Raw genomic sequence first — 23243 nt, forward strand, 5'->3', positions numbered from 1 at the left:
GTGAGCCTTTCTACCCTATGGCAAGATTGCTTATCACAACTACAAGATCAGGTTTCCCCGATGGATCTCAGCACATGGTTACGCCCATTACAAGCGGATATCATCTCGCAAGATCAAGTGGTGTTATATGCGTCAAATATGTTTGTGAAAAGCTGGGTAGAAAATCATTACTTGGCCCAAATTCATCAAATTTGCCAAGCCCTTGCTAAAAATCCAAATTTACAAATTATCGTAAAAGAAGGGGTAAAACCGGCTCCAAAAGCTGTTGAATCATCCTCAACTCAAACAACTAATCATCAAGAAAGTGCGGTGAGTTTTCAGCAAGAATCTGATGTGCCGACTAAATTTGAATCACACCTAAATCGTAAACATTTATTTGAAAACTTTGTTGAAGGTAAATCAAACCAACTCGCTCGTGCTGTGGGTCAAAAACTTGCCCTTGCACCTGGTGAACCAACGGCAAACCCATTCTTTTTATATGGGGGGACAGGTTTAGGTAAAACTCACTTATTACACGCAATCGGTAATGGCATTTTAGCGAATAAACCGAATGCCCGCGTGCTTTATATCCATGCTAATAACTTTATGCAGCACATGGTAAAAGCAATGCGTGATAATAAAATGGATCAATTCAAAAAATTCTATCGTTCTCTTGATGCATTATTAGTGGATGATATTCAATTCTTCGCAGAAAAAGAAAAAACACAAGAAGAGTTTTTCCATATTTTCAATAGTTTATTTGAAACTGGTCGTCAAATTATTTTGACCTCTGACCGCTATCCAAAAGAAATTGAGAAAATTGAAGAACGCCTAAAATCTCGTTTCGGCTGGGGGTTAACCACTGCGATTGAGCCACCTGATTTGGAAACTCGTGTTGCGATTTTGCTGAAAAAAGCAGAAGAACATAATATGGAGCTACCAGAAGAAGTGGCATTCTTTATTGCCCAACGCTTACGCACCAATGTTCGTGAATTAGAGGGTGCCTTAAACCGCGTGAAAGCGATGCAAGACTTCAAAGGTGGTCACATTGATATTGATTTTGTTCGTGACACATTAAAAGATATTCTTGCCTTACAAGAACGTTTGGTAACCATTGAAAATATTCAGAAAGTCGTGGCAGAATACTATCGAATTAAAGTGGCTGATTTAAAATCAAAAAGCAGAGCAAGATCAGTCACTCGCCCACGCCAAGTTGCGATGGCGTTAGCAAAAGAATTAACCAATAAAAGCTTACCGGAAATTGGTCGTGCCTTTGAACGCGACCATACGACAGTTTTAAATGCTTGTCGTGAAGTGCCAAAATTCCGTGAAAAAGACAGCAGTATTCAAGAAGATTGGGCGAATTTAATTCGCACATTATCTGCATAAGGAGCCAATGATGCAATTTAGCATTTCAAGAGAAAATCTACTAAAACCCTTACAGCAAGTTTGTGGCGTATTAAGCAACCGTCCGAATATTCCTGTATTAAATAACGTGTTATTACAAATTGAAGATAACCGTTTAACGATTACAGGTACAGACCTTGAAGTTGAGCTTTCTAGCTATACGCAACTGTCATCTTCAACGGCAGATGGTGCTTTCACCATTCCGGCTAAAAAATTCTTAGATATTTGCCGCACACTGTCAGATGAATTTGAAATTACCGTTACCTTTGAAGAAGATCGCGCCATTGTAGAGTCTGGTCGCAGTAAGTTTAACCTCACTACTCTACCTGCTGAAGAATATCCAAATCTGACGGATTGGCAATCTGAAGTGGATTTTGCCTTACCGCAAAGCACCTTACGTCGCTTAATTGAAGCAACTCAATTTTCAATGGCAAACCAGGATGCCCGCTATTTCTTAAACGGCATGAAATTTGAAACCGAAGGTAATTTATTACGTACTGTTGCAACTGACGGTCACCGTCTTGCGGTTTGTACGATCGAATTAGATCAAGATCTGCAAACTCATTCAGTTATTCTTCCTCGTAAAGGTGTATTAGAACTAAACCGCTTATTAGAAAGCAGTGACGAACTTGCTCGTTTGCAAATCGGCACGAATAATCTTCGTATTCACTTAAACCACATTGTGTTTACCTCAAAACTCATTGATGGTCGTTTCCCTGATTACCGTCGTGTATTACCACGTAATGCAACTCGTATCGTAGAAGGTAACTGGGAAACTTTAAAACAAGCCTTTGTACGTGCATCTATCCTTTCAAATGAACGTGTACGTAGCGTGCGTTTAAACTTAAGTGAAAACCAACTAAAAATTACCGCATCTAACCCAGAACACGAAGTGGCAGAAGAAATTGTGGATGTAAATTACCAAGGCGAAGAAATGGAAGTGGGCTTTAATGTGACTTACATTTTAGATGTATTGAACGCCTTAAAATGCCAACAAGTACGTATTCGCCTCACTGATGCATCATCAAGCTGCTTAATTGAAAACAGCGAAGATGCAAGCGCAGAATACGTCATTATGCCAATGCGCCTCTAGAAATAATGGCCATTTCCCGCTTAATTGTTGAAAAATTTAGAAATTTAAATGCCGTGGATCTTGAATTTGATCACGGCTTTAACTTTTTAGTCGGCAACAATGGCAGCGGAAAAACGAGCTTATTAGAAGCAATTTTTTATCTAGGACATGGACGCTCTTTCAAAAGTGCGGTCGCAAATCGCATCATTTCTTACGACGAACCTCATTTCACGCTTTTTGGACAAATACAAGAAAGCCAACATCAATGGTCTGTTGGCTTACAAAAACTTCGTCAAGGTAATACCATTGCGAAAATAAACGGTGAAGACGGCAATAAAATTGCCGATCTAGCTCACCTTTTACCCATGCAATTAATTACGCCTGAAGGACTTACCCTATTAAACGGTGGGCCAAGTTTTCGACGTGCATTTTTAGATTGGGGTTTATTCCACCACCATAATAGCTTTCATTCCTCTTGGGTTGCCTTAAACCGTTTATTAAAACAACGAAATGCCGCACTCAGTCAAAACCAGCCTTATTCTGCAATAAAAATATGGGACATTAAATTAGCTAAATTAGCCCATCAAGTGAGTGATTGGCGCGCTGAATATGCAGAAGCCTTACGTCCTGAGATCGAAAAAACCTGCCAGTTATTTTTACCTGAATTAGAAATTACTGTGAGCTTTCATCAAGGCTGGGAGAAAGAGACAGAATATGGAGAATTATTGGCGCAAAACTTTGAGCGAGATAAAGCCATTGGCTATACGGTTTCAGGTCCACAAAAAGCCGATTTTCGCTTTAAAGCTAATGGGCTCCCCGTGGAAGATGTGCTCTCTCGTGGGCAATTAAAATTATTGATGTGTGCGCTACGTTTAGCCCAAGGTGAACACTTAATGATTCAAAAACAACGTCATTGTATCTTTTTAATTGATGACTTTGCCTCTGAATTGGATCAACATAAACGTGCGCTTCTAGCTGAACGCTTGCAACAAAGTGGATCTCAAGTCTTTGTTACTGCCATCACTCAAGGTCAACTCAAAGAGATGCAAGTGGAAAAAGGAAAATTGTTCCAAGTGGATACCGGTAAGATCACCGAATTGCAACCATAAAAAATAATCCGATCGGTTTAAGGATCGGATTACGTTTAAAACAATGCTATTTTTGACCGCACTTTAGTTTGGTTTCCATTCACCATTCAATACGGTACCAATCACATCATAATCTTTTGTGAACACCGCCAAGTTTGCTACCTTACCAGCTTCAACTGAGCCTAAACGATCATCTACGCCAATCGCTCTCGCAGGGTAAAGGTTACTCATGCGAATTGCTTCTGCTAATGGAATCTCTACATATTCCACAGCATTTTTGATGGATTCCATCATGGTAATTGATGCACCTGCAATCGTACCATTTGCGTCGTAGCAACGACCGTCTTTCACATAAATCGGTTTTCCTACAAAAGTGAAGGTTTCCAATTCAGGTGGTGCACCTGCAGCAGCAATAGAATCGGTCACAATACAAAGTTTATCACCTTTCGCTTTCTTATCTAAACGAACATTACCAAAATTCACATGCACGCCATCTACAATAATGCCAGTGTAAACATCGGAGTCTAATACTGCACCAACTACGCCCATCGCACGTCCTGAGCTGATCGGCGACATCGCATTGTGTAAGTGAGTCGCAAAAGTCGCACCTTTATGAAAAGCGGCTTTCGCTACTTCATAAGTCGCATTAGAATGCCCAATAGACACAATAATACCTGCTTTCACAAAATCAGGAATATATTGCACGGTTGGGTTTTCAGCGGCAATGGTAAGCTTGGTGATAACATCCGCATTATCACATAAGAAATCTTTCATCTCTGGCGTCGCTTCACGGATATATTCTGGGCGATGCACGCCTTTTTTCTCAAGACTTAAATAAGGGCCTTCGATGTGTAAGCCAAGCGCTTGATTTTTATGCTTATTCAAATACTCACGCATGATATTTACTGCGTATTTGATATCTTCATCCGGTGCAGTAATAAACGTTGGTAAGAAACTGGTACAGCCTGATTTTAAGTTCGTGGCTTGCATGATTTCTAATGTTTCTACGCTTGTTTGATCGTTAAACATCACGCCACCGCAGCCGTTTAATTGCAGATCAATAAAGCCGGCTGTGAGATTATGCCCTTTTAAATCAATGGTTTTAATCCCACTTTCTAATTCGCTTTGTGGAATAACGGATTGAATATATTCCCCTTTAATAACCACCGCATAATCTCTTAACACCTCATTTTTCGTGTAGATTACGCTGTTAATTAATGCATACTTCATCATACCTTCCTAAAATCAAATTAAAATTAACCGCACTTATAACACACTATGAATCGCGCGTCCTTCCAATTCAGTAAAATATTTCACTGTTTTGACTTTCAATTCTTGCAATGCAGGCTCATCACAGACTAAAACAAAATGGCGATGGAGCTGTAAGGCACTTACCGTCCAAAGGTGATTAATACCGCCTTCTACCGCTGCTTGCACGGCTAAGGCTTTATTATGGCCCGTAGCTAAAATCATCACTTCTTCAGCATCAAGTAATGTCCCTACACCGATTGTTAAAGCATATTTGGGTACTTGATTTACATCGTTATTAAAGAAACGAGAATTCGCGATAATAGTATCTGGCGTTAAGGTTTTTATACGGGTACGCGAACTTAAAGAAGACGCAGGTTCATTAAAGGCAATATGGCCATCAACACCTACGCCCCCCATAAATAAATGAATTTTGCCGTAAGATTTAATTTTTTCTTCATAACGACGACATTCTCCATCATGGTCATTGGTATTACCATTCAAAATATTGATATTTTGCGGTTGAATATCAATATGATTGAAGAAATTATTATGCATAAAACTGTGATAGCTTTCTGGATGTTCTTTTGGCAAGCCCACATATTCATCCATATTAAAGGTCACCACATGTTTAAAACTCACTTCTCCCGCTTGATTTAATTTAATCAATTCTTGATAGGTCTTAAGTGGAGTACTACCTGTTGGTAAACCTAATACAAAAGGACGTTCTGCTGTAGGTTTAAAATGATTAATTCGATCAGCAATATGACGCGCCGCCCAACGGCTGACTTGTTGTTCATTGTTCAGAGGAATGAGACGCATAATAACCTTCCTTATCCGTACAACACTGACATTCTTTCCTCCCTCCATTGAAGAGAGAGGAAAGAAGTAAGTGCGGTCACTTTTCCATTAATTTATAAATATTTTGCTTTTAACTCTTTTGCTTTTGCTAATTGCTCTGGTGTTGCTTTCGCTGTCATTGGCTCACGGCAATAACCTGCATCCACACCCTCTAGTTTCAATAACTCTTTGATAGTGAGATATAAGCCATTCGCTAAAATGCCTTCGATAAGGTCATTGGTCACGTGTTGAACTTGAAGCGCATCAGCCAATTTACCTTGTTTGGTTAATTCAAAGATTTGTCTTGCACGCACACCATTTACGTTGAATGTACTGCCGATCGCACCATCTACACCAAGAGATACTGCCGGCACCATCATTTCATCAAAACCAGCCCAAATGAGGTGATTTGGATAAGCTTTTTTCAAGCGTTCCAATAGATAGAAATCCCCAGCGGTAAATTTCACACCTAGCACTTTCGGGTTTTTATAAAGTTCGCCGAATTGCTCAATCCCCATATTCACGCCAGTTAAGAACGGAATTGAGTACACGATCATGTTATTGCCTGTTTCAGCAATGATAGTGTCATAGTAATGTTTGATTTCAGGGAAGCTGAATTTATAGTAGAACGGGGTTACTGCAGAAAGACTGTCATAGCCTAATTCGGTTGCATATTTACCTAATTCCACTGCTTCATGTAAGTTCACACTACCCACTTGTGCGATTAGCGCGACTTGGTCTTTTGCTTCATCTTTCGCGATACGGAAAATTTGTTTTTTCTCTTCCGTAGAAAGCATGAAGTTTTCACCTGTTGAACCGCCTACATATAAACCATCAATTTTCATCTTATCAATGTTATAGCGAATGATTTCACGCAAACCTTTTTCATTGATAGAGCCATCTTCATTGAATGATACTAATAACGCACTAAAAATACCTTTTAAGTTACGCATTTTTCTCTCCTATTTGATACGTTGTTCTAAAATGACATTTAATGTTTTTTGCTTTATTTTGACTGCACTTTCCTGTGATGCCTGTACTAATAAAGCGTAAATCAAATCTAATACGAATAATTGGGCAATCTTCGTGCCGATAGAGTCGCCTTGCAACTTGCCTTGCTTATTCCCATTTACTAAAACAAGATCGGCATATTCTGTGATGGGTGAACGCAAACTGTGCGTAATCGCAATGGTTTTGGCACCGTTTTCTTTGGCAATTTTCATGGTATGAGTGGTTTCTTGAGAATAACCGGAATGGCTCAAACCAATTGCCACATCTTTTTTCGTCAATAACAATGCCTGCATATACATAAAATGGTTGTTACCCGTGGCATCTACTTGCACACCGATACGCATCAATTTATTTTTGGCATCTTCCGCGGTAATACCTGATGTACCCACACCAAATAAAAAGACTCGATTTGCTTGCTGAATGGCTTTTACTGCTTCTTCCAACTGCTCAAAATCTAATAAATTAATGGTTTCATCCATCACGTTATTGATGGCAGATTTCAGTTTATGTGCAATATTCAATGAGTTGTCAGAATCGGTAATATCTGAATCTAATACGGTGTTATCTTTGCCATCTTTTGTGGCAAGCTCGATGGATAATTCCAATTTAAAATCACTGAAGCCTTTAAAGCCGAGAGTACGGCAAAAACGCACAAAGGTCGCCTCCCCCACTTCTAAATGGGCGGCAATTTCAGCTAAAGGAGCTTGCACCGCAAGATCGGGATTTAATAAAATCGCATCCGCAATTTTCTTTTCAGTCTTCGTTAAACTACGATACAACGAGCTAATGGTATTTAAAATATTGCCGTTTTTAGCCATAAACCACTCCCGTATTTTTTGCTTGTAATAAGCAATCTTTTACCCAGTAAGCCGCGCCAATCAAGCCTGCATCTTGTCCAAATTGAGCGCTTTCTAATTCGCAGTGATAAACAGCGGGAAGTTCACTTAATAAAGATTGAACTAACGGTAAATAGCCTTCTGCCAATCCTACGCTACCGCCAACCACGACTTTTTGCATGTCTAATCCAATCTTCAAATCCGCAATTAAATTTGCAATGGCTTGTGCTGAACGAGTCACAAGTGCGGTTGCTTTTTCATCATTTTGGCGGAAACGCACAAAGACTTCTTTTGGATCACAAGGATCATCCCATTGAGAAGAAACCGCTTCAATCGCGCGACCTGATGCAATGGCTTCGACGCAGCCACGGCGACCACAACCGCAAATGGGACCATTAGGATCGGCCAAAGTATGGCCTATATGCCCCGCAATACCGTTTGGCTCAGTAAGTAAACGATGATTTAAAATTAAACCGCCCCCTACGCCTGTGGAAACAGTAATAAAGGTAAAGTTTTGAACATCATTAGGATTTTGTAGTTGATACTCTGCATAGGCTGCCGCTTGCACATCATTAAGTAAACCAATCGGTTTATCAGTATGCTGTGCAATGCTGTCTTTTAATGGGAATTGGGCTAATCCACCCAGGTTTTTAGGATTAAGTGCGGTCAGAATGCCTTGATTAATAATGCCCGTTGAAGCAACGGCGACATAATCAAACTGCCCTTCATATTCTTTTACCAACTGAGCAAGGGTTTGATGCATCGCTTGCGCAGCATCATCTTGTGGCGTGGAAATCTGTTTTCGGTGTTGAATTTCACCATTTTTCACTATAGCAGAAGCGATTTTCGTGCCACCAATATCTAATGCCAAACAACGCTGTAATGTCTGACCACTATCCACTGTTAATGACATATCTTCTTCCTTTATTTTTTCGCTGAATGAATGGCTTCGGTAAACCAACTTACGATATGCTCTAAACGCGTTAATGCAGAACCAACTGTCACACAATAAGCACCAATTTCAATTGCTGTTTTCGCCAACTCAGGGGTGTTATAACGTCCTTCCGCCATGACTCGACAGCCTGCAGCTTTCAAATCTTTAACTAATTGATAATCAGGCTCCTCCGGCACACTACCACCTGTGTAGCCAGACATCGTACTGCCCACGATATCAAAACCCAGTTTTTGACAGTACAAGCCTTCTTCTAAATTCGAACAATCCGCCATGGCCAAACAGCCTAATTCGTGGATTTTTTTGACCGCACTTTCAATATCTACCGGTCTAGGGCGATTCGTACCATCCACGGCGATAATATCTGCACCGGCTTTCGCTAAATCTTCAATATCATGCAAAAACGGGGTAATTCGTACAGGGCTGTCAGGTAAATCACGTTTCACAATACCAATAATCGGTACATTCACAGTAGGGCGTGTTGCTTTAAGATTTTCTATGCCCTCGATACGCAATCCGGCGGCTCCACCAGTGACAGAAGCCTGTGCCATGGCTGCCACGATTTCTGGTTTATCCATCGGGCCGTCATCGACAGGCTGACAAGAAGCAATAAGACCAAATTTGATTTTATCTAAGACTTCATTATGTGATAATTTCGACATATAAACTCCTACATTAGACAGTAACACCTGGTTTCCTTTTGGCTTTCTGGCCATTATAGTAAAACATAGTAAAACTTGCACCATAAAAAAATATTTTTTGAAGTACAATTTCAAAATTTGTGATCGGCTTCTCAATTTTGAGATAAAGTTGCCACATTTATACAAAATATTTTTTTTTACTTTAGAATATGAAGTAATACTTCATTACTATAATATAGGAGAAAAAAATGAATGTGTTAGGTTATGCGCAAAAAATTGGGCAAGCCTTAATGGTACCTGTTGCTGTCTTACCAGCAGCGGCTGTACTAATGGGGATTGGTTATTGGCTTGACCCAGATGGCTGGGGAGCTAACAGTCAACTTGCTGCATTTTTAATTAAATCAGGCGGTGCTATCATCGATAACATGGGCCTGCTTTTTGCCGTTGGCGTTGCTTTCGGTTTATCTAAGGACAAACATGGTTCCGCTGCACTTTCAGGTTTAGTGGGTTACTATGTGGTAACCACTCTACTTTCACCTGGCAGTGTTGCTCAGCTACAACATATTGATGTAAGTGAAGTGCCAGCCGCCTTCGGGAAAATCAATAACCAATTTATTGGGATTTTGATCGGGGTGATTTCAGCTGAACTTTACAATCGCTTCTATCAAGTAGAATTGCCAAAAGCGCTTTCCTTCTTTAGCGGAAAACGCCTTGTGCCAATCGTTGTTTCTTTTGTCATGATGTTCATCAGCTTCGTATTGCTTTACATCTGGCCATATATTTTCGGCGGTTTAGTGTCATTCGGTGAAAGTATTAAAGACTTAGGCGCTGTTGGTGCAGGTCTTTACGGTTTCTTCAACCGCTTACTCATTCCTGTTGGCTTACACCACGCATTGAACTCAGTATTCTGGTTTGACGTTGCAGGCATCAATGACATTCCAAACTTCTTAGGTGGTGCGAAATCACTTGCTGAAGGCACTGCAACGGTTGGTGTAACCGGTATGTATCAAGCAGGTTTCTTCCCTGTCATGATGTTCGGTTTACCGGGTGCCGCATTAGCGATTTATCTCAGCGCTAAACCAAGCCAAAGAACTAAAGTGGCATCAATCATGCTTGCGGGTGCGTTTGCCTCATTCTTCACTGGTATCACTGAACCATTAGAATTCTCTTTCATGTTTGTTGCGCCAGTGCTTTACTTCATCCACGCAGTATTAACTGGTATTTCTGTCTTTATCGCAGCAACAATGCATTGGATCGCAGGCTTCGGTTTCAGTGCGGGTCTCGTGGATATGGTGCTTTCATCACGCAACCCATTAGCCGTTGAATGGTATATGCTAATCGTACAAGGCTTAGTATTCTTCGTGATTTACTATGCAGTATTCCGTTTTGCAATTAAAGCTTTCAACTTAAAAACATTAGGTCGTACAGAAGAAGCAGAAGAAACCACTGCAGCACAACCAGCAGCGAGCCAATCTCGCGAAGAAAGAGCTGTCAAATTTATTGATGCTTTAGGTGGTGCTGATAACTTCAAAAATATTGATGCTTGTATCACTCGCTTACGTTTAAGCTTAGTGGACCAACACAAAATTAATGAAGAACAGCTTAAGTCTCTTGGCGCAAAAGGTATCGTGAAAATTGGTAACGATGGCTTACAAGTGGTTCTCGGCCCTGAAGCTGAACTTGTAGCAGAAGCCATGAAACAAAAAGTGAAATAACACACACCAAATGAAATACTGACTCAGAAATGGGTCGGTATTTTTTTGCCAACAAAAAAGTAAAAATGACCGCACTTTAGCTGAGAATTTCTTTCTCGAGTTGAATTAAATGAATATCTAAAAATTAGAAATTATTTTGAAGGGTGGTGGAACTAAGCAGAATTGGTCTTAACAGCAAGTGGCTTACTGCATCGCATCCCTGCGGGATTTCTACCTAGCCCACCATAGATTTAAAGCATCTCTGGGGTTCCAGTCTGCGATATAAAATTAAAAGATTCAGAATCTTTTAAAAGCCACTTATATATTCAGGAGACCAATCCTGACTTCCAAAGAAACTACATTGGAAGGCAGTGGTATGATAGAAGCCTTCCGCTATTTTGTCAATTAAGATATTGCACTAAAAGAAGTATTTTTTCGCTTTTCGTATAAAAATTAACAAAGGCATTTCAACTATCACATCAATGTAACAAAAACAAAATAACCGTCTTATTAAAGACGGTTATTTTTGCTATCGAGTGCCGTAAACCACAATGGTTTTACCGTGCGCATGAATTAAATTTTGATCTTCCAGCATCTTAATTATTCGCCCTACGGTTTCACGTGAACAGCCCACCATTTGACCGATTTCCTGACGCGTAATTTTAATTTGCATACCATCAGGATGAGTCATGGCTTCAGGTTGTTTTGCTAGATGCATAAGCGCCTGAGCAATACGGCCTGCCACATCTAAAAAGGCCAAGTTAGTCACTTGTCGAGATGTATTCTGCAAGCGTTTTGATAACTGAGAAGTAAGGAACATTAAAATCTCAGGATTAATTTGAATAAGCTGACGATATTTTTTATAGGAAATTTCTGCAATTTCACAAGGAGTTTTCGTTTTCACCCAAGCAGAACGTTTCGAACCTTCGTCAAATAAACCCGCCTCACCAAAAAATTGTCCGGCACCTAAATAAGATAAAATCATCTCTTTGCCTTCATCATCTTTCGATGAAACCATCACCGTTCCTTTAATTAAGAAATATAAAATATTGGCATCTTCTCCTGCATGGATTAAAGTCGATTTTGCCGGATATTTATGTAAATGACAGTGAGTTAGGAACCAATCCAGAGCAGGATCGCGTTGCTGATCATCGTCTTGTAACTTTTGTTCTTCAAGTAATTCTACATCTTCTGACATATAAGCTCCTATTGATTCATTTTAGAAATTCCATTTTATCTTTGATATCAATGGATTCATGTAATTCTGACCAAACAATCACTGCACTTCCATTGTGAATCTTGTTTAGTAGGTGTTGTTTTTTTTGTTCTAACGAAAATTCGTGTGAACCATAATCAGTACCTTCTCTAAGTACCACACTTTCCACAATATTTTCTAAGGTTTCTGTTGGCAATTCTTGCCACGGAATAATCATATATTTATCAACTAAAGTCAATTAAGCAAAAAGCGGTTCTAGAAAACGCCATTGCTGTTCAAAACTTTGATTTGCGCCTAAACGGAAGTTTGTGCGGACATAACGCATAAACTGCCCTTCACAAAGCGTCACTAAATGCCCTGCAATAATACGTTCATCGACATTAAAACCCCGCCCTTCGCGTAATTTTCGCATTTGTAAAATATTCACAAATTGCATTTCAAGACGATCGAAAAATTGCGCAACACGAGCCTGTAAAAGAGGCTCTTCAAACATCAAGGCATGTCCGGTCAAAATGCGTGTCAAACCAGGATTTTTACGCGCAAAGTCGAGGATCATCTGCATAATGTCACGCACTCGATTCATCGTATTGGTTTCATTACGAATTGATGTGGTGATACGGCTAAATAAATTCGCTTCAATATTATCGATCAACGCTTCAAACATTTTAGTTTTACTTGGGAAGTAACGATAAAGTGCCGCTTCTGACACCCCTACTTCTTCCGCTAAACGCGCTGTTGTCATACGCTCCATTCCGCGTTCAGAATGCAACATATGGGTAAGCACCGTCAACACTTGTTGCCGACGTTCTTTTACCGTGCGTTTTTCGATTTTTGGCGGTTTGATTTCCGCGGCAATCTCATCAACTTCTACGAGAGATAATTGTTCTACCATAGTCTATTTTTTACCTGAATGACCAAAACCGCCCTCACCGCGTTCAGTTTCGGTAAATTCACTAACAATATTGAATTCAGCTTGTACTACTGGCACAAAGACTAATTGCGCAATACGATCACCAACTTCAATTTTGAACGGTTCATGGCCACGATTCCATACAGACACCATTAATGGACCTAGGTAATCTGAATCAATTAAGCCCACTAAGTTACCTAATACGATACCATGTTTATGACCTAAACCCGAACGAGGCAGAATCACTGCTGCAAGGTTCGGATCGGCAATATAAATTGAAAGGCCTGTTGGGATAAGTTTGGTTTCGCCTGGCTGAATTTCAATGCCCTCTTCAAGCAATGCACGTAAATCCAAACCTGCTGAACCTTCGGTTGCATAGGTTGGTAAAGGAAATTCGTTGCCAATACGGCTATCTAAAATTTTTACATCAATTTTTTTCATGCTTATTTATCCTTTAAAAGAAATCTGTCATACAAAAGTGCGGTCACAAAATCCAACGAATTTTGAACGTATTTTATTTGTGATAATGCTCAACAATTTCGGTGACCAACACTTCTGCCAATTTATTTTTATCAGCTAACGGCAACGCTTTTTCGCCTATTTTCCAAAAGATCTGCAAAGCATTTTGGTCTTGTCCGAATACTTGCCCACCCGATACATCATTCGCACAAATCATATCTAAATTTTTGCGTTGAAGTTTGCTCTTCGCATACTCAGCGACATTTTGCGTTTCAGCTGCAAAGCCCACAACAAATGGACGATCTTTTTCTAAACTAGCCACACTAGCGATAATGTCTGGATTTTTCACCAATTTAAGAGAAAGCTCATCGTTATCATTGGTTTTCTTAATTTTTTGATCGGCAACTTCCGCAACTCGATAATCAGCCACCGCAGCACAGCCAATAAAGATGCTATTTTTGACCGCACTTTCAAGGGAGGCTTGCCACATTTCATGGGCAGTTGTCACATCAATACGATGAACATTTTTCGGTGTAGCCAGATTAACAGGCCCCGCAATTAAGGTAACATTTGCCCCACGTTTTGCAAAGGCCTCGGCAATTGCAAAGCCCATTTTACCTGAGCTGTGATTAGAAATATAACGAACCGGATCGATAGCTTCACGCGTCGGACCAGCTGTAATAGTGACACTTAAATCTACTAAATCTTGTTGGATAGCAAAAAGTGATTGAAGTGATTCGAAAATTTCAGCGGGCTCAGACATTCTGCCTGCGCCCACATCACCACAAGCTTGAAAGCCACTATTTGGCCCAACAAAATGAATACCTCGCGCAGAAAGGGCGGTCAAATTTTGTTGTGTAATCGCCTGGCGGTACATTTGCTGATTCATAGCCGGTGCGAGCAAAATAGGTGCACTTGTCGCGAGACAAATCGTACTGAGTAAATCATTTGCCATTCCAACGGTTAAACGCGCAATAAAATCGGCACTGGCTGGCGCAATCACAATCGCATCAGCCCATTTGGCCAGCTCAATATGTCCCATGGCTAATTCAGCTTGTGGATCAAGTAAAGATTGAGAAACCGCATTACCCGAAATGGCTTGTAGCGTTAAAGGTGTGACAAATTCAGCGGCGGCTGGCGTTAAAGCCACTCGAACTTCTGCGTTAGATTTGCGTAATAAACGAATAAACTCAATGGTTTTATAGGCGGCAATGCCTCCTGTAATCCCGACAACAATACGCTTTCCGCTCAAGCTCATTTGCTACTCCGCTACGACTTAATAGAATGGATATGTTTTGTGTGTTAGTACTTAACAACTTAAGGTCGCCTATTTTACTTCAAATTTCGCCAATAAAAAATTTTATTTTTGCGATCGCGATTCCAAAAATAAAACAGATAAGTCGCAAAGATTGAAAACATCATGAAAATTGACCGCACTTTTTTCTTTTCATTAATTAATATGCAGACAAACTCTCCTTTAATGCCTCGTGAAAAATTATTGGAATACGGCGTTGAAGCCCTAGAAGATCACGAATTACTTGCTATTTTTCTACGAACAGGGATTAAAGGTTGCCCTGTCATGGAATTATCACATAGCGTGCTGCAATATTTTGGTTCCCTTCGAGCCTTATTAAGTGCAGATAAAGAAGCCTTTTGCAAAGTAAAAGGATTAGGCATTACGCAGTTTATTCAACTACAAGCCACCACAGAAATGACAAAGCGGTATCTGAAGCAAGAATTACTGATAGAGCATGTATTTAGCGACACATCTACGGTAAAGCTTTATCTTCAAGCGGAGCTTCATCACGAAGAACGTGAAATTTTTATGGTGTTATTTCTAGATAATCAACATCGTTTGATTAAAAAAGAGCGGTTATTTTTAGGCACAATTAATGTAACGAATGTTTATCCACGAGAAATCATCAAAGAAAGCCTTTACTGCAATGCAGCCGCCTTAATTTTGGCTCACAACCACCCTTCTGGCCTAGCAGAACCGAGCTATTCCGACAAAATGATCACACAAAAAATTATTGAAGCTGCTGAGTTAATGGACATTCGTATTTTGGATCATTTTATTGTCGGCAAAGGGACTTGTTATTCTTTTGCTGAACATAATCTGTTATAGTTTTAGGGAATTTGATGATTTTTTTATCGTTCATTTCCATTTAAAGACGGAAAAATCGCTTTTGGACTTGAGAAATGAAAATAAAGTCAGTATAATTTGCGACCTTTAATATAGTAAGTGGGTCGGATACTGCGACCTGACGAGGAAGCAAGCTTAGTTTTAAGCTTCATTATCCGAACCATAAGCTCGAGCTTATATTTAAATTATTGGAGATTATTATGTCTAGAGTTTGTCAAGTAACAGGCAAGCGTCCAGCTGTGGGTAACAACCGCTCACACGCGTTGAATGCGACACGTCGTCGTTTTCTTCCAAACCTTCACACTCACCGTTTCTGGGTTGAAAGTGAAAACCGTTTCGTGACCTTACGTTTAACTGCGAAAGGTATGCGTATTATCGATAAAAAAGGCATTGATGCAGTGTTAGCTGAAATCCGTGCTCGTGGCGAAAAAATCTAAGGAGCTAAAACATGGCAGCTAAAGGCGCTCGTGAGAAAATCCGTTTAGTTTCTACAGCAGAGACTGGTCACTTCTACACAACTGATAAAAACAAACGTAATATGCCTGAAAAAATGGAAATCAAAAAATTTGATCCAGTAGTGCGTAAACACGTTATCTATAAAGAAGCAAAAATCAAATAATTTTGCTGATTTGAAAAAAGCCCGACATTGTTCGGGTTTTTTTATATCACAAATTCATTACCGAGATTATCTATGCCTGAACTTCCTGAAGTCGAAACAGCCCTACGCGGTGTCAGTCCCTATTTAAAAGGTTTTACCATTGAAAAAATTGTAGTCCGTCAACCACAATTACGCTGGGTTGTCTCTCCTGAATTAACAACGCTCAAAAACGTCAAAATTTTAGATACTTCTCGCCGTGCGAAATACCTCATTATTCATACTGAAAAAGGTTATATCATTAGCCATTTAGGCATGTCTGGCTCTGTTCGAATTGTGCCGCACGATAGTCCTATTGATAAACACGATCACCTTGATATTGTAATGAATAATGACAAATTACTGCGTTATAACGACCCGAGACGCTTCGGTGCATGGTTATGGACGGAAAGCTTAGGTGACTTTCATCTTTTTCTAAAACTTGGTCCAGAACCACTTTCTGATGAATTTAATGCGGAATACCTTTTTAAAAAATCACGCAAAAAATCGACCGCACTTAAAACCTTTTTAATGGATAATGCTGTCGTCGTGGGCGTAGGAAATATTTATGCCAATGAAACACTCTTTTTATGTGGTTTACACCCAATGAAATTAGCCGAAAATCTCACGCGGAACCAATGCGCCTTACTCGTTGAAACAATTAAAAACGTATTAGCGAAAGCTATTACACAAGGTGGAACAACATTAAAAGATTTCTTACAACCCGATGGCCGTCCTGGTTATTTTGCGCAGGAATTGTTAGTGTACGGAAACAAAGATAAACCTTGTCCAAAATGTGGCACAAAGATTGAAAGCATGATTATTGGGCAACGCAATAGCTTTTATTGCCCTCATTGTCAGAAAAAGAAATAGGCGTGATACACGCCTATTGTTTTAGAAAAAGGTACTCCAGAAATGAGAAATCGGCATAGCGAGGAAAAGAGCCGGCAGCATATTCGCCACATGGAACATTTGGATATTACAAATGCGAAAGCCTGCAGCTATCATTAGCATACCGCCTACCGCAGCAAAATCACCTCGCATTTCAGGTGTCACGAAAGGAATAATGAATACCGCAGAATAAGCTAAGATCACTTGAACCAATGTTTGTGGCACAAAAATACTTGCCACAGAAATGCCGAGTGATGTGGCAAAGATCATCGCCGTGAAAAAATCTAAAAAGGATTTCACAATGAGGATATCAAAATTACCACTCATCCCCTCATTCATCGCCCCGAAAATACCTGTTCCACTAAATGAAAATAAAATCACAATCGCAACAAATTTAGACAAGAACTCTTCTTGGCTATGCATGCTACTTGGTGTATCAGGGAACATCTTTTCAACAAGGCCTTTGGCTGATGATGCGAGCTTATTGATCCCGTGTTCTAATAAAAGCAATTCCCCGATTATCGTCCCTAATAACACCGATAAAATCATTGCCGGCATATTGGTGGTTTTCGCCACCATCACAATACCCATGCCCATGGAACACAAACCAAAGATTAAGGTTAGATTAGTGCGTAAACGCTCTGGGATGCGCCCACCGAGTGCTGCCCCAATAACTGCGCCACTGATAATCGCCAGTGCATTAATATAAGGTCCGATAATCATATTCTTCTCCGAGTTAAGTTCTTTCTATTATACGAAAAACAGGATGAAAATCGACCGCACTTTTAGCAATAAAAAAGGCATGGTTTCCCATGCCTTTTGTTTATTAACGATAAATTACCAGTGGTAACCTGCACCAACTGCTACACCCACTTTACCTTGAGTATCGCTAGTACCGGCTAAACGAATAATGATTTTACCATTATCTGAAATACGTGACATACCTAATGCCACTGCATTTTGACCTTGGTAATTACCCGCTGCCACAGATACCATGCTCTTACCTGGAATGTAAGCTTGTGGTAATTGAGACGCCGCTAACGCGCTCGCTGTACCTGCATTGACACGTTTACCTAACTTGTTAACTTGACCATTTAAGTGGTTGATCTTGTTATTCATGTCAGCTTTTACTTCGTGTAATTGGCTGCCGTTTACCGCATCAGTACTGTCTGCTGCAATACGTCCTGGCGCAACATTGGTAATTTGTTTATTACCTGCATCAATACCATTTTTAGTCATACTTGGACCATTTTTAATGGTGACGCCATTGCCATCAATCACCGTATCACCCGTAGTGAATTTATTCGCTGTTACGCTTTCCACTTTAAGGTTTTTCTTGATACCTACACGAACATTACCGCTCTTATCAATGTTTGTCATCACATTATCGCCACCATCAAACTCACTCCAGTTTGTGTTGCTATCTGCGCCTTTCACATTGATTTGGCTATTTAATTTCGCACCGTAAACATCGCCTACGTTTGCGCCAAATTTTAAGCCATCGCTTAATGTTGCGATAGTTTCACCACCAAAGTTCATACGATTTGGTGTTTTACCATCAAGATTCGGCGCTGCATCTTTACCACTTACTACTGTAATTGGCGTTGAATTAGCACCTTCGCCAAGGTTGATAGTGGTGGTATTAACTGTTTTCGCGGTGACATTTTCAGCTTTCAAATCTTTTGTGGTTGAAATGGTAAAATTCATACCAGCTTGCTTAATTTTGATATTTTGTCCAGCAATATAAGTCACGGTATCACCTGGGCTTACCTTTTGACCAGTTTCAGTTTCACCTTCAGCTTCACCACCGTCTTTATTCACAGTGACATTCCAACCAGAATTATTGATTGCATTTGCAACAGTGGTTGCATTCACCAATTTAGAGCCGTCTACAGGTGTATCAATTTTTCCTGTTGTATTAGGTGTTAAATTAGTAGTCGCTACAGCATTATAAAGTTGGCTACCGTTTATTGCATCTTTGCTATCTGCATTCACATCACCATCTGCAACATTAGTGACTTTGTTTCCACCTGCATTCACGCCAGTATTAGAGATTGATACAGTTTTATTTGGATCTTTAACTGAACCATCTGCATTCAAATTATCCGCTTTATTAACTGCAACACCTGCTGGAGTGATTTTTGTCACATCACCTGATGCATCTTTAAATTCAGCGCTATTTAACCCTTTTAAGTCTTTAGCTAACTGAACTTCTAATGTATCAGTGCCATCTGCTTTAACATTGATATTACCTGCTGCTGATTTAAAGTTTGTTGACTCTGCTTCAGCTACACCTTCACCTTTAATTTTCACTAAGGTATTCAGTTTATGTTTGTTTACCGTACTTTCATTATTACCTGTAAACTTCAAGCCATCATTTAAAGTTGCAACACTTTCCCCGTTTACATCTAGGCGAGGTTTCTTAGTTGTATCATCACCATCTACACCAGCAGGGCCCTCTGCGGTCTTAATTGTAAGTGGATTTGCACCATCTTTACCCGCTAGACCGATTGAACCATCTTTTCCGTTAATTGAAACAGCAGAACCATCTTTACCTTTAACATCTAACGATCCATCAGTACCTGGTTTTCCATCTTCTGCTTTTTCGCCTAGTGTCATATTATCTGATGTCGCAATTTCATAACCATTTGTAATTTGGGTAACCTTAATATTTTTACCTTGATTAATTGCAAATGTTTCATTGCTCGTAATACGTTTATCTGCGTCAGAAAGAGCCGGTGTCTCAGTACCATTCGTTGTTAAATTGAAGCCCATACCATCAATTTTCTTATTGATTGTATCGCCTAATGAATATAATTGACTACCGTTCACAGCTTCTTTGCTATCCGGTGCGACATTACCGTCTGCCACGTTGCTAATTTTGTTACCTGCAGCATCAATACCTGATTTAGTCACACTTGGGCCACCAGTAATCGTCAAACCATCGTTATTAATGGTTGTATCACCTGCTGTTACATTACCTGTAGCATTAACATTAGTCACATTAATCGTGTCATTTAACTTAAATGTTACATTATTGCCATCTTTAGTGATTTGAATGTTGTCATTAGCACTTCTTAAATCGACTGTCGCATCTGGTGCGATATTAGATTTATTTTCACCGGTATTTACTGATAGATTCCAACCTTTGTTAGCAATCTCTTTCACTTCTTTCAATTGTGAAACATTCACTGCATCAGTGTCATCGGTACCTGCTGCAACACCTGTGATTTTTTTGTCACCTGCATTAATACCTGATTTGGTTACACTTGGTCCACCGTTAACAGTTAAACCATCGTTATTAATGGTTGTATCACCTGCCTTGACGCTATCAACTTTAAGATCTTTGTTTAACTTAACTTGAACACCATTAGGATTCGCTTCAGTGGTAATATTATCATCACCAGTAATTGCGACTTTATCACCTAATTTCTTAACATCAGACTCTTTAGTATCACCTGTAAACGTTAAACCTTTAGTGTTAACGGTAGTATTCGCATCAACACCTTTTTGAATATCATCTTTTGTTGCTTGAGAAAGATCGACAGCATAATCTGTTACGTCTACGCCATCCGCATTTTTAGTCGTGCCGTTAGTTGTAACAGAAACTGCAGCTGAACCATTTGAAACAGAGGCCGAAACTTCTCTATCAATTTTCTGACGAGTTGCATCATCAATTTTAACTTCAATACCATTGCCAGTTGCGACTGTCGTTAAACCATTTGAACCTGTGATATTTAAAGATTGTGTTGCGAGATTAACCTCGCCAGCCCCTGTATTACCTGCTGTAGTCAGGTTGATGGCTTTAATGGCGGTATCAACTGCCCCACTGGTTACAGCCTTATTATCCCCTGCTGTAACGGCAGTTGATTTATTTAACGTAAATGTCACATTGTTTGCATCGGCTGTACTTGTAATATCGGTACCATCACCTACAATGCCTAAAGATTCACCTAATTTTTTGACCGCGCTTCCGGTATTACCCGTGAAAGTAATTGGCATGTTACGCACCTTATTAATTGCGTCAGTGACATCACCTGCCGTAGCAATATTATTAGGATTTGTAGCTGTTGCATTACCAGTTGTCGTATTAGTCGTGATATTTGTTGTATTCACATCAAATTTCACAATAGTGCCATTTTCAGCATCAGTTACATTTACTGTGGTTAAATTACCATCTTTAAAGTTCACAAAACCATTGTTATTGATACGTGATTTAGAAGTACCATTTTGTTGTACGTTAAAGCCACTATAAGTTAATACGGTATAAAGCTGTGAACCGTTAATTGCATCAGTAGAGTCTGCAGTAACACGGCCCGCACCAACATTTTGAATTTGACGTTCAAAACCCTCTTTACCAACAGAAACAGCACCAAGCGAATTATTAGCTAAACCAGCTTTAAACTGTTTATTTTCACTCACGCCATTATCATTTTTGAAAGCGGCTTCATGGGCTGTTCCACCGAAAATATTGCCACCTGCCACACTATCTTTACCTAACGCAACCGAATTTTGCACCGTTGCATTAGCTGATGAACCAATCGCTACACCATCAGCTGCCGATCCAGCTGCGCCCTTACCGATAGCAATAGATGCTTGTTCTGAAGCATTAGCATTATTACCTATTGCGATACCATAAATGCCACTAACATTTGCATTTGCCCCCGTAGCAACGCCTGCATAAGCAGAAGAGGCAGTATGGCCAATGGCCACGCCTAACTCTTTAGCATCTGTATTAGAACCTAGTGCTGTCGAGTTAGTAACGGCTTTAGCATTTGTACCCACTGCTGTAGCATTACCACCATTAGCATGGGTCGCAAAACCAATCGCTGTAGAATTTGAAAAATTACTGGTTGCATTATTACCTAATGAAACGCCATTAACTGCACTTGATTTCGCATCTGGGCCAATTGCAATAGAATTAACTGCCGTTGCACCATTATTATTTTTATTTCCCTCAACAGTCGAATTAACCGAGAAATAACGAATTTTTTCAATTTCTGCCATCGCAGCATAAAGCTGAGAACCATTGATTGCATCAGTCGAGTTTGCAGAAATATCACCTGGTGATAAGTTGATGAGTTGACGTTCATAGCCTTTTTTACCAATGGAAACAACATCCCCCGCGATAGTATCAGCACCACCCGCCCAAGTATAAGTTGTCCCTAAAATAGTACGAGTAGTATAGGCAACCCCTGCTTTATCCGTTGCGGAACCGCCACCAATCGCTACTGAGTTTGCAAACGATGCATTAGCCCCAGTACCAACAGCGACAGCATTCGTTTTTTGAGCTGCAGCCAATGAACCTAATGCTAATGAAAGATCCCCAGATTTTGTTTTTGTTCCTAATGATACAGCAGCTTCCCCTGCAATTGTATTCATCCAACGAGGGCTTTGAAGCTCCCCTCCAGTTAAATCTCTAAATGCTTGTTGAACCGTTCCCGTTTTATCTTGGCCATTAGTATTGATATAAGTCGTTTGTGTAGCCGCTGCTGAATCAGTATCATCCCCACCAATCGCAACCGATGCATTACCATAAGAAATAACATTACCGCCAATCGCAATTGATTGATCGCCTCGAGCCCATGCACCCTCAGTAATAGAATTACCACCAAATGTAGCCGCTTTATCAGCTCTAATGCCAGCTCCAATAGCAATAGACTGGTTTACTCGTACAACAGAAGTGCTATCGCCAACTTGAGCATTTTGACCGATGAGAATATTACGACTACCCGTTGTTCCACCATAATTTCCTGTGCCATCACCAATCAGCACACTATTGTCATAACGACCATTTACGCCATAACCAATAGCGGTAGTACTTCCACCGCTTGCTGATGTGGCACTGTTCCCAACCGCAATACTAAAAGGATGTACATTTGTAGGCGCATTGCTTCCATCCCCCACAATCACTTTCGCTTGCGCCGGCATCATCACTGCAGATAAAGAAAGTGCAAATGCTGAAAGTTTAAAAAGAGAAGATAAACGTGTTTCGCTTGTTACACGTTGTTCTGAGTTTGAAGAAGCTTTTACGGCTCCTTTTGCTAATTCTGATGTGACGACAAAAGATTGTGTCGTTTTGTTCCAAATAATCTTAAATACTTTGTTCATAAAAAGGTTCTCCCAAACAAATAGGCCAATAAGTTGTTGCGAAGCTAAAATAATGCAAACTAAGCAAGTAAATAGTAAAGTCTTTGGAGTATATAGGAGCTAAGCATAAGA

The 23243-nt window shown here is 40.0% G+C and carries 21 protein-coding genes; 8 read left to right on the top strand and 13 right to left on the bottom strand.

The features are described 5' to 3' along the window. From dnaA to recF, 3 genes are read left to right on the top strand one after another with little or no spacing between them, the layout of a single operon-like run. Positions 1-1368, top strand: a complete 1368-nt coding sequence (gene dnaA, locus INP95_RS00005) for a chromosomal replication initiator protein DnaA (RefSeq protein ID WP_197560649.1) — start codon at positions 1-3, stop codon at positions 1366-1368. Between the two features lie 10 nt (positions 1369-1378). Continuing rightward, positions 1379-2479, top strand: coding sequence for a DNA polymerase III subunit beta (dnaN, locus tag INP95_RS00010; protein WP_014064018.1), 1101 nt, complete (start codon positions 1379-1381; stop codon positions 2477-2479). A gap of 5 nt (positions 2480-2484) precedes the next feature. Further along, entirely contained in the window at positions 2485-3567 is a 1083-nt protein-coding gene (gene recF, locus INP95_RS00015; RefSeq protein ID WP_049385033.1) for a DNA replication/repair protein RecF, read from the top strand. A 63-nt stretch (positions 3568-3630) separates the two neighbouring features. Here the strand turns inward: recF and nagA are convergent, their stop codons facing one another. From nagA to INP95_RS00045, 6 genes are all read right to left on the bottom strand, one after another. Continuing rightward, positions 3631-4776 (bottom strand): N-acetylglucosamine-6-phosphate deacetylase, encoded by a 1146-nt coding sequence (nagA, locus tag INP95_RS00020; protein WP_197561015.1) that lies wholly within the window; start codon positions 4774-4776, stop codon positions 3631-3633. Positions 4777-4812: 36 nt separating this feature from the next. Further along, positions 4813-5616: a glucosamine-6-phosphate deaminase gene (nagB, locus tag INP95_RS00025; protein WP_197560650.1), complete on the bottom strand. Its 804-nt coding sequence runs from the start codon at positions 5614-5616 to the stop codon at positions 4813-4815. 92 nt (positions 5617-5708) lie between these two features. Continuing rightward, positions 5709-6587, bottom strand: coding sequence for an N-acetylneuraminate lyase (gene nanA / locus INP95_RS00030; RefSeq protein WP_049367080.1), 879 nt, complete (start codon positions 6585-6587; stop codon positions 5709-5711). A gap of 9 nt (positions 6588-6596) precedes the next feature. Further along, entirely contained in the window at positions 6597-7463 is an 867-nt protein-coding gene (locus tag INP95_RS00035; RefSeq protein ID WP_197560651.1) for a MurR/RpiR family transcriptional regulator, read from the bottom strand. Then, complete coding sequence (locus tag INP95_RS00040; protein WP_197560652.1) at positions 7456-8394, bottom strand: N-acetylmannosamine kinase; 939 nt, start codon at positions 8392-8394, stop codon at positions 7456-7458. Before INP95_RS00040 ends, INP95_RS00035 begins: the two co-directional genes overlap by 8 nt. An 11-nt stretch (positions 8395-8405) precedes the next feature. Further along, the gene (locus tag INP95_RS00045; protein ID WP_197560653.1) at positions 8406-9095 is read right to left on the bottom strand and encodes an N-acetylmannosamine-6-phosphate 2-epimerase; all 690 of its coding nucleotides are present in this window, start codon (positions 9093-9095) and stop codon (positions 8406-8408) included. A gap of 227 nt (positions 9096-9322) precedes the next feature. Here INP95_RS00045 and nagE point away from each other — a divergent pair, with 227 nt between their 5' ends. Then, positions 9323-10789 (top strand): N-acetylglucosamine-specific PTS transporter subunit IIBC, encoded by a 1467-nt coding sequence (nagE, locus tag INP95_RS00050; protein ID WP_014064025.1) that lies wholly within the window; start codon positions 9323-9325, stop codon positions 10787-10789. Between the two features lie 508 nt (positions 10790-11297). Here nagE and crp read toward each other — a convergent pair. The 5 genes from crp to coaBC all read right to left on the bottom strand — a co-directional run bounded on the left by crp (position 11298) and on the right by coaBC (position 14611). Then, complete coding sequence (gene crp / locus INP95_RS00055; protein ID WP_014064026.1) at positions 11298-11966, bottom strand: cAMP-activated global transcriptional regulator CRP; 669 nt, start codon at positions 11964-11966, stop codon at positions 11298-11300. Between the two features lie 16 nt (positions 11967-11982). Further along, positions 11983-12201 (bottom strand): YheU family protein, encoded by a 219-nt coding sequence (locus INP95_RS00060; protein WP_005695554.1) that lies wholly within the window; start codon positions 12199-12201, stop codon positions 11983-11985. Between the two features lie 21 nt (positions 12202-12222). After that, positions 12223-12876 carry a nucleoid occlusion factor SlmA gene (gene slmA / locus INP95_RS00065; RefSeq protein WP_005698358.1) on the bottom strand — a complete coding sequence of 218 codons (654 nt, stop codon included), beginning with the start codon at positions 12874-12876 and terminating at the stop codon, positions 12223-12225. Positions 12877-12879: 3 nt separating this feature from the next. Continuing rightward, positions 12880-13335 carry a dUTP diphosphatase gene (gene dut, locus INP95_RS00070; protein ID WP_197560654.1) on the bottom strand — a complete coding sequence of 152 codons (456 nt, stop codon included), beginning with the start codon at positions 13333-13335 and terminating at the stop codon, positions 12880-12882. A gap of 73 nt (positions 13336-13408) precedes the next feature. Next, entirely contained in the window at positions 13409-14611 is a 1203-nt protein-coding gene (gene coaBC / locus INP95_RS00075) for a bifunctional phosphopantothenoylcysteine decarboxylase/phosphopantothenate--cysteine ligase CoaBC (RefSeq protein WP_197560655.1), read from the bottom strand. A gap of 201 nt (positions 14612-14812) precedes the next feature. Here coaBC and radC point away from each other — a divergent pair, with 201 nt between their 5' ends. The 4 genes from radC (at position 14813) to mutM (ending at position 17003) form a co-directional block, all read left to right on the top strand. Next, positions 14813-15478 carry a RadC family protein gene (radC, locus tag INP95_RS00080; protein ID WP_197561016.1) on the top strand — a complete coding sequence of 222 codons (666 nt, stop codon included), beginning with the start codon at positions 14813-14815 and terminating at the stop codon, positions 15476-15478. 218 nt (positions 15479-15696) lie between these two features. Further along, positions 15697-15933, top strand: coding sequence for a 50S ribosomal protein L28 (gene rpmB / locus INP95_RS00085; RefSeq protein ID WP_005599762.1), 237 nt, complete (start codon positions 15697-15699; stop codon positions 15931-15933). An 11-nt stretch (positions 15934-15944) separates the two neighbouring features. Continuing rightward, the gene (gene rpmG / locus INP95_RS00090) at positions 15945-16115 is read left to right on the top strand and encodes a 50S ribosomal protein L33 (RefSeq protein ID WP_005613503.1); all 171 of its coding nucleotides are present in this window, start codon (positions 15945-15947) and stop codon (positions 16113-16115) included. 72 nt (positions 16116-16187) lie between these two features. Further along, a complete protein-coding gene (mutM, locus tag INP95_RS00095) occupies positions 16188-17003 on the top strand; it encodes a DNA-formamidopyrimidine glycosylase (protein WP_197560656.1) in 816 nt (271 codons plus the stop codon). A 21-nt stretch (positions 17004-17024) separates the two neighbouring features. On the opposite strand, the gene INP95_RS00100 is transcribed toward mutM, so the two are convergent. Continuing rightward, complete coding sequence (locus tag INP95_RS00100; RefSeq protein ID WP_197560657.1) at positions 17025-17744, bottom strand: DUF554 domain-containing protein; 720 nt, start codon at positions 17742-17744, stop codon at positions 17025-17027. Positions 17745-17858: 114 nt separating this feature from the next. After that, positions 17859-23132, bottom strand: coding sequence for a YadA-like family protein (locus tag INP95_RS00105; protein WP_197560658.1), 5274 nt, complete (start codon positions 23130-23132; stop codon positions 17859-17861). Between the last annotated feature and the right edge of the window lie 111 nt (positions 23133-23243).

Source organism: Haemophilus parainfluenzae (assembly GCF_014931375.1).
Lineage (GTDB): Bacteria > Pseudomonadota > Gammaproteobacteria > Enterobacterales > Pasteurellaceae > Haemophilus_D.